This window comes from Lutibacter agarilyticus (assembly GCF_900188235.1).
GTDB lineage: Bacteria > Bacteroidota > Bacteroidia > Flavobacteriales > Flavobacteriaceae > Lutibacter > Lutibacter agarilyticus.
In genome coordinates, this window is the sequence record NZ_FZNT01000001.1 from 280,344 (window position 1) to 295,181 (window position 14,838).

The following is a 14,838-nucleotide window of genomic DNA, read 5'->3' on the forward strand; positions in this document are numbered from 1 at the left end:
TTGTACTTACTTCTTTATTTTTGATATAAGTTGTTGTAATGCGTTTTTAATTTAATGCTTCGCTGCCAATTCTGCTATTTCTCTAGTAATTTTTGTTGGTGAATTACAATCACAATTTTTCAGTCTAACAACATAAATATCATAATTAGGAAGATATACACCCGTAGATTTAAATCCAAAAAAGAGTCCACCATGTTCTCTGGTAGGAACTCCATTTATTTCTTTAATATGCCATCCATAACTATAGTTAATATGCTCCCCGTTATTCAATGTATAATTTGTATATGCTTTTTCAGTTGTTTCTTTGCTAATTAAAAGGTTATTTTTTATGGTTTCTTGCCAAGTAAACATATCATTGACGTTAGATATCAATGCACTGGTAGAATAAGCAAAAGAATAACTAACTTGTCTACGATTAACATAACCATTCTTATTATGGTAATCTGAAGCTCTGTTTTTAAGAATTTCTCTATGACTTCTATATTTTAGGCTATCATTCCTAGTTTTATAAAAATTTGTTCTTTAACAAAATCACCATATGGCAGTCCACTTAATTTTTCAATGATATGGCCCAATATTACATATCCCGAATTATTATATTTAAATTTTTCCCCTTGAACAAAATCAATAGGTTCGTTTTCAAAAAAAATCAATTAGCTCCAGAGGAGTCAAGTCTTGTTTTGAAATTCTATTTAGTCCTTTAACTCTAGTAAAATCTTTAATCCCCGATGTGTGTGTTAACAAACGGTGTATGGTAATGACAAAATTACTTACTAGATTGTACGCCATATTATAATTTTTAAATCAAACTTTTTATATATTTTAACGGGTTTGGAATAATTACTTTAAAGGAATAAAAAGAGAATATGAATTGCCATCCTTTTCTAGCACTGCAACCGTTAAAACAGTTGCAACACCATCTTCAACAAAGATAAAAGGGCGCTCTAATCTGCCTGCTAATATTTCTGTACCATCAGCTTTTTTTATTGCTTTATCTAACACCTTATAATGCTTTGCTTTTTTCCAGTTAACTCCATCAACAGATGTAATCATGCCCATATATCCAAATGCATGATAAATACCATAATAACGATCTCTTGTCGCATCATACCAAATAGCTGGATCTTCAGAATTTAAATTCCCCACAGCTAGTTTAGGTTGAATTTTCCAGGGGCCTATCGGTGTGTTTGACAAAGCAATTGCTTGACTTCTTATGAGTTCATTTTGAGTTGGCCATTTGCCATTTGAGTATTTAACATTTGGCTTATCACCTCTAACAATCATGATATAACCACCATCAGGTCGTTTTGAAACAGCCGGATTACATGTAATTTGAGCAATAGGACCTTCAGGTTCTACTATGGGGTTGTCAAATCTTTTCCAGGGTCCATTCACACTTTCGGAAACAGCAACTCCAATTCGTTGATTTTGTCTTACCAGTGCTCGAAATTCATTAGAGATGCCACCATGCCGTGCCTCTTCCCATTCTATTTTAGATAGTATTCTTCCACCTACATTAGTTGACATATAATACAAGTAGTATTTACCATCAAAGAACTTGATTCTGGGGTTATGTGCAGTGTAAGCATCCCAATAATCAGGTCCGCGACCTTCTAATACAACTTCTTTATGAACATAGGGTCCTGCAACCGAATCAGCCACTGCATGAGATACAATACCGTCGGTAAGCCATGAACTAAAGCCAATTGCTTGTGACATCTGAGCATAAAAGAGGTGATATTTTCCATCTTCTCCTTTTACTATTGAAGAACCCCAATTGTGATAATCAGAATCTCTTAAAATATTTTTCTCATTAACTTCTAAAATCTTGTTTGCTAAATCCAGATTATCTGTATTTTCTTGTGCTACCAAACTTAAAGGTAAACACAATAAAACGGTATAAATTATCATTTTCATAATATGTATATATTTTATTTTCATCAAATTTATTAATGTTACGTCAGTACATGTTTTCAGCTTGTAGCTAACGATCTTGGCTTTGATTTCGTTAGCGAGTGGTACGCGAGTATCATTCCACTGTAACCATAAATTTATCAAAAAGGCTTGAAAATCCGATTAGGAATTTCAAGCCGTAATGAACTATAGCCGTTGTTGGCATTTTGTTTTTGTTATAGGGAAAAATTATTAATCAGGTAAAGTTCTACCCGAAATTTCCACTTTTCCATTATTAATAGTTGAATCGGGAGTATTATTCCCAAGTGTATCAGTTTCTGATTGTGAATCTCCGCCTTCTGGTACCCAAACAGCAGTAATACTTAATGAGCCTTGATAAGGAATGTCTCCGTATGCTACTGCTTCCAATCCAAGACCTGCTCTAACATTAAGGTTGATGGTCCAAGGTGAATTAACATTGGTTAATTCGATAAGTTTGCCTTGACTATCTCTATATTCTACCTTGTTAATGGTTGCACCATTAGTAGCAGTAACTGTGTATGTAATATTATACATAGTTCTATCTGGTTCGTCATCTTTTGAACAAGAAAATAGTAAAGTAATAATAGAAATAAAGAGTAATTTTCTCATACTGTGTAATTTAAATGTTAATTATATTAATTTTTAAGTTGAATTGGTTTATCAATTTTTTATTATTTTTTTTGAAATTGTTCCCTCATCAGAGGTTACTTTAATAAAATAAATTCCAGTGGATAAATTACTAGTATTTATCGTATTTATTTTTCTTAATACATGATTAAATTGTTGTTTTCCTTGAACATTTATCACTTCAAGTTTAGCATTATTTAAACCTTTTACATCTATAAATAATTCGTTTTGAATAGGATTAGGATAAAAAGAAATTTCATTTTGAAGAAGTACATTTTCAACACTCAATGTACCGTTAATAGTGTTAAAGTCTTTCCAAACATCTGCAGTTTGATACGCGCTTAAACTACTAGAAAGAACAATTAGATTACATGCACTAAGATTTCTATTACTAAAAACATTAGCATTTATAGTTAAAGGTGATGGTATTGCACAACTAACAGAAGTTAAAGTCGAATTTAATGCTTGTACACCAAAAGCAAATACGTCTATGGAAGTTACTGAATTTCCTATAGAAATAGATGCTAACACATCACTGCCATAAAATGCATAACTTCCAATTGTTTCTACCGAATTAGGAATTGCTAAAGATAACAATCCATTATATTCAAATGCCCTATCACCTATTGTTTTTAAAGAATTAGGTAAATCTATAGTTGTTAAACTTGCGCATGATTGAAAAGCATCGTTTCCAATTGAAGTAACTGAGTCTCCAATATCTAAGGAAGTCATAAAAAGACAACCTTTAAATGCATTTGCACCAATTGAAGTTACGGAGTTTGGTATAACAGCAGAAGACAAATCTATCTTATCTTCAAAAGCATTATCATCAATCATAGTTACAGTATAGTCTATAGAACTATTGTTTACCGTTTCAGGTATAACCATATCGGTAACTGGAGATGCTAATCCTGTAACCTTTACATTGGTGGTTGAGGGAATAACCTCATAATTAATATTATCAATTGTAAAAGTTTGAGCTTGAATAAAACTGAAACTTATTAAAGTAACAAAGAGTAGTAATTTTTTCATAATGTTCAATTTAAATATTAATTATATAATTTTTTAGTTGAATTGGTTTGTCAATTCTTTATTATTTTTTTTGAAGCGTATCCGTATTCGGTATATATTTTTAGAATATAAACCCCTGCTTTTAGTTTTGAAACATTAATCTGATTATTAGAGTAAGGGAGAATTACTCTTTTACCAAGAAGGGTATAAACTTCAATATTAATTATCTTTTCCCCTGAAATATTTACTGTTTCAATTGCAGGATTTGGATAAATATCAAAATTGTTTTTATCAATATCTAAAACAGATAATGAGGTATTAACCTCACTAATTATACTTCTTAAAGTAGTATTACCTGTAGATTGTGTAAAATGAAAAGGAAAAGTAACTTGGTCATTACTAGGGCTAATTTTCACAATACTTCCATAACCATTTTGACCACCTTCATCTAAAGTACCATATAAATCCCCATCTGAAGCGAGAAACAATTTAGCACCTCTATAATATCCATCGGTTGAATTTAAATTGTGAATTAAAGAATATGTATTGTTTAGTAAATCATATTTAAAAACACCTCCAAAAGAATTGACTTCACCTCTTGAAGTAATACCATATAAAAAATTCCCAGACAAACCAATATTAATAGGATTACCAGTTGATGCTGTAAAGTTTTCTAAAACAGAAAAAGTAGTACTTGAAATTTCAAACTTAAACACCGTACCTGTTCCATTGGCGCCAGCGTTAGAATTAATACCATAAATAATTCCACCATTAATTTCTGCATTTATAGTAAAATTTCCATCTACACTTTCATTAAAAGTGTGAGGGTAAGACAAAGTACTTGTTACAAGATCATATTCAAATATTTTTGAAGTTGTAAAACCATATAGTTTATTACCTTCTATTAATAAACTACCTTGAGTGATGGAGTTAGGTAATGCAACTCCAATACCACTAGGGTCTATAGCAGCAACTGAATTAATAGTATTTGTATTTGGGTCGTAAGAATAAAGAACACTAAAGCTTTCTATTGAATTTGGATTAAAAGCGAGACCAACACCATAATATAAGTCATTGTAATGAACTAAATTAGTTTCAAATTTTTCAATAATATTATTATTGATATTTTCATACACACTAGTTGTTGTGGATAAATCTGTTGTGAAAATTGATCCGTAGCCTTTTTCAGCTCCTCTGGTATTTAAACCAATATAATCTCCATTTCCAGTTAGTATAATTTGACCTATTGGAGCTCTACCAATAGTACTACCCATATCCTTAATTTTACTATAAGTACCAGTTACAAGGTCATATTTATAAAATACTCCAGAGCCATAAGTACCTCCTTCTTCTGCAAAACCATACAATGTATTATTTGCTAAAACAGGTATACCTTGTATTCTGAACCCATCTGTGGTTGGGTTTGGAAAACTAAATATTGGTACTTCAAAATTAGTAGAAGTAAATTGAAAAATAGAACCATTTATATTTGAGCTGTTTTCTAAGGTAACACCTAATTGACTACCATTTCCTAAATCTATTAACTCTTGTTGAGGATAGATTCCATTTGCTCCAAAAGAATGGACGTTAACTAAATGGGGTGAATTGCTGTTTAATTGTAAGATTGCCCCTGTGCTGTTAGATCCACCACCTGTAGCGGTCACATAAAATCCTCCTGTATTAGAAGCGAAGTTTAAACCTTGATAACTATAGCCTAAAATATCATCAACACCTACACTAGTATGTATAGTTGTGATATTGTTTAATGAAAAGTTATAATAACCTATTAAATCTTGACTACAATAATATAAAAGTCCTGATTTAAAAATAACATCATTTATTTCTTCAAGTATACCCCATCCTGTATTGTCATGTAGCAGGTTATAATTGTTATTGCTTGGGTCAAATTCATATAAAGCAAAACCATTACCATCAGTAGATGTTGTTGTTCCACCATAAAATTTATTGTTTTCTAAAACCAAAGGTGAAGAAGGTATAGAGCCGTCAGTTGATTCTAAAAATTCGTGTGCAATATGATAACTATCATCAGATAAATCAATATAGTAAATTAATCCGTCATCATTTGAGCCCCCAGTTTTACAAACACCATAAAGTTTTCCATCATATTCTGTTAATCCATTGGAAGGGTGACTACCTTGGTTATAGTTTAACTCACTAAAACTTCTAATTACAGAAAATTCATTATTTGTTAAATTATATTTTATTATTTGTCCGTTTGACTCTGCATCATAAGCATGAGTTCCACCAGCAGCAAAAGTAAAATAGATGCTATTATTTGAACTTACATATACACCTCTGCTTTCTCGACTGGATGCACCTGCATTTAAATGGTCAGATTTCTCAATCTCGTGATTAAAAAACAATGCTTCATGATTTCCGTTGGAATAGTCATATTGAAAAATGGCCCCTTGATCTTTATCTCCACCATTTGTAAAAGGAAAAACTAGTGTTTGAGAAGTTAATGTGTGGGAGACAAAAAACACCATTATTAAAATAAGTAAATTTTTCATTGAGTTTTGATTAAAAATTAATTAGAAATTAAAAAAATAATAAACAACTTGCAAAATAATTAATGTGATTTTTTATTAAAAATTATTATCAGCACTATGAGAAAATCTATCTCTTTTAGGGAAAGATTACAATTACACTTCTGAGGGGTTGGAAGGTGCTTTATAAAAATTGGTACACACTTATAATAACGAAAGATACCACGAATCTTTATAAAAACTAACTCATGCATTTGTATATTATGGTAAAGGTGAACAAATACTTTACGAAATAAAAAAACGAGCTATTATTCAGTGTAGAAATGAGTATATGTATTTTAAATAATAAAAAAAAGCAGCCAATTGGCTGCTTTTTTTTGTATTATCCTTTTCTTCTTCTTGAAGGTTTTGAGCCTCCAAAGTCACTTTTACTGTCTGATCTTTTTCTTCCAAACCCAGCACTAAAGTCTCCTCCAGATTTACGGTCTTTGCTTCTTGATCTTCCACCACCGCTTCTTGAATTTCTATCTCCACCGCCATCTTTACGGTCTCCACGATCTCTTCTTCCGCCGCCACCGCCGCGTCCTGAGCGTTTTTTCTCTGTTTTTTCAACGTTTACGTTTCTTCCTTCAAAATCTACATCACCTTTTTGAAATGCGCTGATAGTTTCTTCAGTATAATTTTTATCTAATTCAAAAAATGAAAAAGTATCTAAAATTTCAATTTGACCAATTTCAATATTTTTAGCAATATCTTGATCGTTGATTAAACCAATTAAACGAGCTGGGTTTAATTTATCTTTTCTTCCAATGTTGATAAAGAAACGAGACATGTTTTCATCATCTCTACTTTTTCCACGGCTATCTCTATCTGAAGACCTTCTCATTTGATCGCTGTCGTTCAAATCAGGAGCATTTTCATAGTAAGATAAGAATGTGTTAAACTCTAAAGAAACAAATCTTTTAATTAATTCTTCACGATCTAATCCTTCTAACTTTTCATAAATTGAAGGTAAAAAATCATTAATCTCAGTTTCATTAATTTCAATGTCATGAACTTTGTCAATTAATTTTAATAATTGATTTTGACAAATTTCTTTTCCTGTTGGTACAGGTGTACTTACAAATTGTTTTCCAATAATTCTTTCAATTGGGCGTAATTTTCCTTTTTCTCTTGCAGTTACAATTGCAATTGAGATACCTTCTTTACCAGCACGACCAGTTCTACCACTACGATGTGTGTAAGACTCTATTTGGTCTGGTAATTTATGATTTATTACGTGTGTTAAGTCTGTTACATCCAATCCTCTAGCTGCAACATCGGTAGCAACTAAAATTTGTAAATGTTTTTTACGGAATTTACCCATTACACTGTCACGTTGAGCTTGAGATAAATCTCCGTGAAGTGCATCAGCATTGTAACCATCTTTAATTAATTTATCAGCAACTTCTTGTGTTTCTCTACGAGTTCTACAAAAAATAATACTATAAATATCAGGGTTTACATCCGCAATACGTTTAAGTGCATTGTACCTGTTTCTTTCAGAAACCACATAATATTGATGTGATACCTGATCAGAACCTTTATTTTTTTGACCTGAAGTAATTTCTACTGGTTTGGTCATATAATTTTTAGCAATACTTTCTACTTCTCTAGGGAAAGTTGCTGAAAATAATAAAGTTTGTTTTGTATTTGGAGTAACTTCAAGAATTTTATCTAATTCATCTTTGAAACCCATATTTAACATTTCATCAGCTTCATCTAATACAAGCCATTCAATGTTAGCTAATTTTAATTGTCTTCTGTTAATTAAATCAACAGTTCTTCCTGGTGTACCTACTACAATATGTGCACCTTTTTTCAATTTTCTTATTTGCTCTTCAATATTGGCACCACCATAAACAGCAGCTACTCTAAATCCTTTAAAATGTTTTGCAAAATCTTCAATGTTTTTAGCAATTTGTAATGCTAATTCACGTGTTGGAGATAAAATAATAGCTTGTGTATTGTTACTATTAATGTCAATTTGTTCTAAAATTGGTAAACTAAAAGCAGCAGTTTTACCTGTTCCTGTTTGTGCAAAAGCTTTTAAATCTTCTTTTGAAGCTATAACTTGTGGAATTGCTTTTTCTTGAATTTCTGTAGGGTTTTCATACCCCAAATCGGTAAGAGCCTTAATGATGTTTTCATTAAGTCCTAGGTCTTTAAATGTTGTCATTCTGTATAAATTATTGATTTACAGATGCCCATCTATAAACCGGTTAAAAAACGTGCAAAGGTACGTTTATAATTAACATAAAATACAAAAATCTATTTTTTTTGTATTTTATTTAACTCTTGCCCTAGTTTTTTAGAGTCTAAATAAGTAAAACCATTCATTACAAGTTTTTTATCATCAATAATAATAATTCTTGGGTAATGACTTGTTAAAAAATTATTTGCATAACTATTTGAAGTTAATTTGTATTGCTTGCTGCTATTTAAATTTTTTAATTTTGGTTCATTATGAATATTTAAATAAGCGGGTTGCATTTGAATTCCTATAAACTGAATTTTAGGGTATTTTTTTTCTAAAAAACGAACTCTAGATACCAGATAATCAGTTGACATAAATTCGGTGGACCAAAAATAAATCACCGATTTTTTGTTTTTAATGATTGTATGAATATCTGTTCCAATATTATCATAATTAACAATATTAAAATTTGGTAATTGCTGATGGTTTTCAACGTATTTACTATCGTTTACTAAATTTTTTACTTGGTTTACAAATTCTTTATTGGTACAATGTTTTAAAAAGATAGCGAGTTTTTCGTTATTTATGGTACACGTGTTTTCACTCTTTAAAAAATCATTAATTATAATTCTTTTTAAAAGCGTATTTTTAATTTCTTCAGATTCAATGTTTTTAATAATTACATTTAAAACATTGATAGTTAAATCATCTTTATTAGTATTACTTTCTTTTAATTGATTTGCAATATTATACAGGTAGCTAACAACATAATTCTGGTAAGGATAGAAAGATAAAAACTGTTCTTCATTTAAACTGATTTCAGCTCTAAATGAATAAAAATCATTAGAAATAGAAGGTAAGTTAGTTAATTGGTGTGCTTTTTTGTAATAATAAGGATATACTTCTTTTAGCCTGTATAAAGGGTAATATATAGCGATGTCAATCAAATCTATAAACTCTTCAGAAACCAGCAATTCATTGGATGTGAATGAATTGTAAATTGAAATTCTTTTATTAGCTAAAGAGTCTAGTTTTGCTTCAAATTTAGGTTCGTCTAAATTAAAATAGGAATACATTGCTTTTTCTTCTTTTTCATTTTGTAAAAAAAGATTGATTAGGAAATCATTTTTACTAGCTCCTTTACCGCTGTATACAAGTGACTCATCAAAATCCCAAGAGTTTAATCTTACTAAAACGCTATCTGCAGGTTCTAAGTAAACATATTGAAATTCCAAGCCATGTTTAAAAGTATATAAACCTTCTTTAAAGTTTTCATACTTTTTTAGAAATCGATTTTCAGTGTTTAAAAATAGCGTGTCAATAACTTTGTCATCTTTTAAGAATAAAACAAATTTAGATCTAGGGTTTACAATTTCTCCACCAAAATATGTTGAACCACTTTTTGTTTCAGCTGTATTGCAACTAAAAAATAGAATAGTAATAAAAAAACTTACAAGATATTTCATGAAATTTCGGTTAAAACAAATGTACATTTAACAATACGCTTTGCTTGTTAATGAGATGTTAAATATGTTGAAGGGTTGCTTAATGGAAATAAAATTAACTTGATTTTAACGTGCTGAAAATGAATTGAATTTACTACTTTTGCAAAAATTTAAAAAACATTAATCTAATATGCTTTCAGTATCAAATTTATCTGTCCAATTCGGTAAACGTATTTTGTTCGATGAAGTTAACACGAAATTTACAATCGGTAACTGCTACGGAATTATAGGGGCCAATGGTTCAGGGAAATCAACATTTTTAAAAATTATTTCGGGTGAAATAGAGCCAACTTCTGGTCACGTACATTTAGAACCAGGAAAACGAATGTCTGTTTTATCACAAAATCATTATGCTTTTGATCAATTTACAGTTTTAGATACTGTAATGATGGGGAATAAAATAATGTACGACCTTAAAAATGAAATGGATGCTATTTACGCTAAAGAAGATTTTACTGAAGCAGATGGTATAAAAGCTGGAGAGTTAGGTGTAGATTTTGAAGAAATGGGAGGTTGGAATGCCGAAAGTGATGCAGCAACACTACTATCTTCATTAGGTATTAAAGAAGATATGCATTACACTTTAATGAGTGAATTGGATGGGAAATCTAAAGTTCGTGTGTTACTAGCGCAAGCTTTATTTGGAAATCCTGATGTGTTGATTATGGATGAGCCTACCAACGATTTAGATTTTGAAACGATTGGTTTTTTAGAGAATTTTTTAGCGAATTATGATAATACTGTAATTGTTGTATCTCATGACCGTCACTTTTTAGACGCAGTTTGTACACATATTTCTGATATTGATTTTGGAAAAATTAATCACTATTCTGGAAACTACACTTTTTGGTATGAATCAAGTCAGTTAGCAGCAAAACAACGCGCTCAACAAAACAAAAAGGCAGAAGATAAAAAGAAAGAGTTAGAGGAGTTTATTCGTCGTTTTTCAGCAAACGTGGCAAAATCTAAGCAGGCTACTAGTAGAAAAAAAATGATTGAAAAATTAGATGTTGATAATATTAAGCCATCAAGTAGAAGATATCCTGCAATTATTTTTGATCGCGAGCGTGAAGCTGGAGATCAAATTTTAAATGTAGAGCATTTATCTAAAGCAACAGATGAGGAAGTTTTATTTGAAGATATAAGTTTCAATTTAAATAAAGGAGATAAGGTTGCGCTTATTTCTAAAAATTCAAGAGCTGTAACCGCTTTTTATGAAATTTTAAACGGGCATCAACAAGCTGGTAGTGGTAAATTTCAATGGGGTGTTACTACAACTCAATCCTATTTACCGTTAGATAATTCTGAATTTTTTACAGATTCTAATTTAAATTTAGTGGATTGGTTACGTCAATATGCTAAAACAGAAGAAGAACGTGAAGAAGTATATTTAAGAGGTTTTTTAGGAAAAATGATTTTTAGTGGTGAAGAGGCATTAAAAAAATGTAATGTGCTTTCTGGAGGAGAAAAAGTTAGATGTATGATGAGTAGAATGATGATGATGAGAGCTAACGTTTTACAATTAGATGAACCTACAAATCACTTAGATTTAGAGTCTATTCAAGCTTTTAATAATTCGCTAACAAACTTTAAAGGAACGGTGATTTTTACAACACACGATCACGAGTTTGCACAAACAGTTGCAAATAGAGTTATTGAAATTACACCAAAAGGAGTTATTGACAGGTATAGTACTTTTGATGAATATTTAAGTGATTCAAAAATCAAAGAATTAAGAACTAAAATGTATTCTTAGTATTTTTAAAAAAATATAAAAAAAAACCATCAAATTTATTTGATGGTTTTTTATTTTATTCTCTGCCTTGCATACGTTTTCTTCTACCGTATTCTTGTAAAATTTGTCTATTAAAATCTCGTTCAGCTTTTTGGAGTTTTATAATCTTTTTTGCAGATAGCACTTTTGAAAGATTTTCTAGTAGCGCAACTTTATTGGTGTATATTTCTTTTTCACTAGCTATAGATTTATCCATAAATTCTTGAGCTTGTTCTTCCGAAATATTATTGATACCACCAGCATTTTTAACTTGTCTGTGAAAATTTGACTCTAAAGAAAATTTAGCTTTTACAATTTTATCGGTGTATAGATTGTAAACTGGCCAAAATTTTTCAGCTTCTTTAGGTGTTAAATCTAGTGCATCAGTAATATATGAAGTTTTTAAGAGCTTCATTTTTTCTTTATTCATTTGCTGCGCTTGTAATGTAGCTGTAAAAAGAAAAATAAAGAAAATATGTAATAGTGTTTTTTTCATAGTAAAAGTATTAATTTGTGTAGATAAAAGTTTCTAAATCCTCGTCTGTTAAATAATTTAAAACCTCACTATCTGTAAGAAATAAATCAAATTCTTCAGTTTTAATTTCAATGTCTGAAAATGTACTAGCCAATGTTTGTGTGTCAATATCAACCATACCGTAATCAATAAATAGTTCAAGATCGGTAGTGGCTAAGGATTCAAATGTAACCGTTTTTTTATTGGTGTTTAAAGTGAAAATTAATAGGAGCGAAGCTGCAATAGCAATTGGAACTAGATATTTTGAAACAGTTTTTAGAGAAATTACTCTTTTTGGTGTTTTTAATTTTGAAATAACAGTATCTTCAAGAGTATCAAAATAATTGTCTGAAACCTTGGTATTTTCTTTATTATGAAAACTTTTAGCCTTCAGTTTAGCAATCACAATATCTTCAATCGTATCAAAATAAGCATCTGGAGTTCTAAAAGAATTTTTATCTATTTCAGAATTTAATTCTTCAGTTTTAATTTTTGAAAGTATATCAATTTCAAGAGTTTCAAAATACTCATTAGGTGTATTAAATCCAGATTTCTTTGAAATTGAATTTAATATTGGTGCAACCTTATGTAGTTTTTGTTTTTTCATCTTTATACTTAGACTCTATTGTAAATCAAAGGTTTAATTTGATTTAAGATGTTGCTCAATTTTTTTAACGGCATGAAAATAAGATGCTTTTAAGGCACCCACAGATGTTTCTAAAATTTCAGACATGTCGCTGTATTTCATATCATCAAAATATTTCATATTAAATACTAGTTGTTGTTTTCTTGGCAATGTAATGATGGCTTTTTGTAATTTTTGTTGAATTTCATCACCTGAAAAATAGCTGTCATTTGAAAGTTCATCAGCTAGTTGGTATTGAAGGTCGTTGATATTAACTTGTTGTTTTTTTGCCTTGTTATTTATAAACGTAATAGATTCATTGGTTGCAATTCGATACATCCAAGAATATAATTGACTGTCTTCATTAAATTTATGAATGTTTTTAAAAACCTTTATAAAAGTATTTTGAAGTACATCATCAGCATCTTCATGTGAAATTACAATTTTTCGGATATGCCAATACAATCGTTTTTTATATAATGACATTAAATTTCTAAATGCAAGTTCTTGTGTTTTTACATTTTTAAGTTGTGCAACTAATAATTTATCGTCGATCACTCATTTAGAATTTCTAGTTAGACAACTAAATGTAGCAAAGGTTTAAATGATAACCAAATAATTATCTTTTAAATGTTTTTTTTGCAAATTTTCTTCGTGAATAACCAAATAAACGTTCTTCTTTAATAATATCGGAAATACCTTTAGGCAGCATTTCTTCCCAACCTTCAGTTCCGTTAGAAATCATATCTAAAATAGTTTTTGAAAACACATCTAATATTTCAGGGTCGTAATCTTTAATATCAATCACTTTTCCATTGTATTTAAAGAATTTGTATAGCTCTTTCATACGTGGATGTACTTTTAGGTTTTCGCTTGTTACAAGTTCTTTTGTTTTAGAATTTTTAAATGGATATAAATAAACTTTTAAATCTTTAAAGAATAATTTTCCAAAAGCTTCTAAAATACCACCACTTAAATTACGGTAATATTTTTCGTCAAAAATTTGAATAAAACTGGCCACACCCATAGCTAAGCCAATACGTGCTTTTGTAAATTCTGAAAAATATTCAACCAACTTGTAATATTCTTGGTAGTTCGAAATCATTACATTTTGACCGAGAGAACATAGTAATTCAGCTCTGTCTAAGAAATCTCGCTCATCAATTCGGCCTTCTGAACTTAAATTAGCAAGTGTTATTTCAAAAATAATTTTTGTATTTTCTTTTTTAACTTTATTTTCTTTCAAAAATAATTCTTCAGCCAATTTATACATATCCATATTTACCTTAGTTACAGGTCTAAAGCTTCCGCGTAGTGCTAAAATATTGGCTTTATATAATTGTTGTGCAGGTAATAGGTTATTTCCGTCAGGACCAAACATAACAGCGTTTGTCATACCGTTTTTTACCAATAATAAACTCATTAATCGGTTGTCAACATAAGAAAATCTTGGACCCGAGAAGTTGATCATATCAATTTCTAATTGAATAGGGTGTAAGTTGTCTAAAAGAGATTTTAGAAGTTCTTTAGGTTTGTCGTTTAAATAATAAGCTCCATAAATTAAATTAACACCTAAGATACCTAAAGTTTCTTGTTGTAATTTAGCATCGGTTTCTTTAAAACGAACGTGTAAAATAATCTCGTTATAATCTTCTAAAGAATCTAATTGAAATTTGATTCCTACCCATCCATGACCTTTAAATTTTTTAGCAAAATCAATAGTAGTTACTGTGTTTGCATAAGAAAAAAACATTTTATCAGGATGTTTACGTCTAGTCAATCTATCTTCAGTAAGTTCAATTTCGTAAGTAAGCATTCTTTGCAAACGTTCTTCTGTTACATAACGTCCATCATCTTCAATACCATAAACCGCATCAGAAAATTCCTTATCGTAGGCGCTCATTGCTTTTGCAATTGTACCAGAAGCACCACCAGCTCTAAAAAAGTGTCTAACAGTTTCTTGTCCGGCTCCAATTTCGGCAAAAGTACCGTAAATGTGTTTGTTTAAATTAATTTTTAAAGCTTTAGCTTTGCTAGGAAGTACATCGCTAATTTCAGAATCACCTTTTAATTTAAGAGCCATTTTAGTTTTTTTAGTTTTAAC

13 protein-coding genes are annotated in these 14,838 nt (G+C 30.0%); 1 reads left to right on the plus strand and 12 read right to left on the minus strand.

Features of this window, described 5'->3' with window-relative positions; translation table 11 throughout:
• Positions 1-51: 51 nt before the first annotated feature.
• The 8 genes from CHB67_RS01045 to CHB67_RS01080 form a co-directional block, all read right to left on the minus strand.
• Positions 52-465, minus strand: coding sequence for a serine hydrolase (locus tag CHB67_RS01045; RefSeq protein WP_141119664.1), 414 nt, complete (start codon positions 463-465; stop codon positions 52-54).
• Between the two features lie 20 nt (positions 466-485).
• Complete coding sequence (locus CHB67_RS17445; RefSeq protein ID WP_089379884.1) at positions 486-653, minus strand: serine hydrolase; 168 nt, start codon at positions 651-653, stop codon at positions 486-488.
• A 187-nt stretch (positions 654-840) separates the two neighbouring features.
• Positions 841-1,917 (minus strand): glycoside hydrolase family protein, encoded by a 1,077-nt coding sequence (locus tag CHB67_RS01055; RefSeq protein ID WP_089379885.1) that lies wholly within the window; start codon positions 1,915-1,917, stop codon positions 841-843.
• 228 nt (positions 1,918-2,145) lie between these two features.
• Positions 2,146-2,544 (minus strand): hypothetical protein, encoded by a 399-nt coding sequence (locus CHB67_RS01060; protein WP_089379886.1) that lies wholly within the window; start codon positions 2,542-2,544, stop codon positions 2,146-2,148.
• A 51-nt stretch (positions 2,545-2,595) separates the two neighbouring features.
• The gene (locus CHB67_RS01065) at positions 2,596-3,594 is read right to left on the minus strand and encodes a leucine-rich repeat domain-containing protein (RefSeq protein ID WP_089379887.1); all 999 of its coding nucleotides are present in this window, start codon (positions 3,592-3,594) and stop codon (positions 2,596-2,598) included.
• A 50-nt stretch (positions 3,595-3,644) separates the two neighbouring features.
• Positions 3,645-6,104 (minus strand): T9SS type A sorting domain-containing protein, encoded by a 2,460-nt coding sequence (locus CHB67_RS01070; protein ID WP_089379888.1) that lies wholly within the window; start codon positions 6,102-6,104, stop codon positions 3,645-3,647.
• Between the two features lie 358 nt (positions 6,105-6,462).
• The gene (locus CHB67_RS01075; RefSeq protein WP_089379889.1) at positions 6,463-8,298 is read right to left on the minus strand and encodes a DEAD/DEAH box helicase; all 1,836 of its coding nucleotides are present in this window, start codon (positions 8,296-8,298) and stop codon (positions 6,463-6,465) included.
• A gap of 92 nt (positions 8,299-8,390) precedes the next feature.
• On the minus strand, positions 8,391-9,782 hold the full coding sequence (locus CHB67_RS01080) for a hypothetical protein (RefSeq protein WP_089379890.1): 1,392 nt from the start codon (positions 9,780-9,782) through the stop codon (positions 8,391-8,393).
• Between the two features lie 169 nt (positions 9,783-9,951).
• Between CHB67_RS01080 and CHB67_RS01085 the strand changes: the two genes are divergently transcribed.
• Entirely contained in the window at positions 9,952-11,577 is a 1,626-nt protein-coding gene (locus CHB67_RS01085; RefSeq protein WP_089379891.1) for an ABC-F family ATP-binding cassette domain-containing protein, read from the plus strand.
• A 55-nt stretch (positions 11,578-11,632) separates the two neighbouring features.
• On the opposite strand, the gene CHB67_RS01090 is transcribed toward CHB67_RS01085, so the two are convergent.
• The 4 genes from CHB67_RS01090 to CHB67_RS01105 form a co-directional block, all read right to left on the minus strand.
• Complete coding sequence (locus CHB67_RS01090; protein WP_089379892.1) at positions 11,633-12,091, minus strand: hypothetical protein; 459 nt, start codon at positions 12,089-12,091, stop codon at positions 11,633-11,635.
• A 10-nt stretch (positions 12,092-12,101) separates the two neighbouring features.
• The gene (locus tag CHB67_RS01095; protein WP_089379893.1) at positions 12,102-12,716 is read right to left on the minus strand and encodes a hypothetical protein; all 615 of its coding nucleotides are present in this window, start codon (positions 12,714-12,716) and stop codon (positions 12,102-12,104) included.
• A gap of 33 nt (positions 12,717-12,749) precedes the next feature.
• Entirely contained in the window at positions 12,750-13,292 is a 543-nt protein-coding gene (locus tag CHB67_RS01100) for an RNA polymerase sigma factor (RefSeq protein WP_245813391.1), read from the minus strand.
• A gap of 61 nt (positions 13,293-13,353) precedes the next feature.
• Positions 13,354-14,817, minus strand: coding sequence for a nicotinate-nucleotide adenylyltransferase (locus CHB67_RS01105; RefSeq protein WP_089379894.1), 1,464 nt, complete (start codon positions 14,815-14,817; stop codon positions 13,354-13,356).
• Positions 14,818-14,838 lie beyond the last annotated feature (21 nt).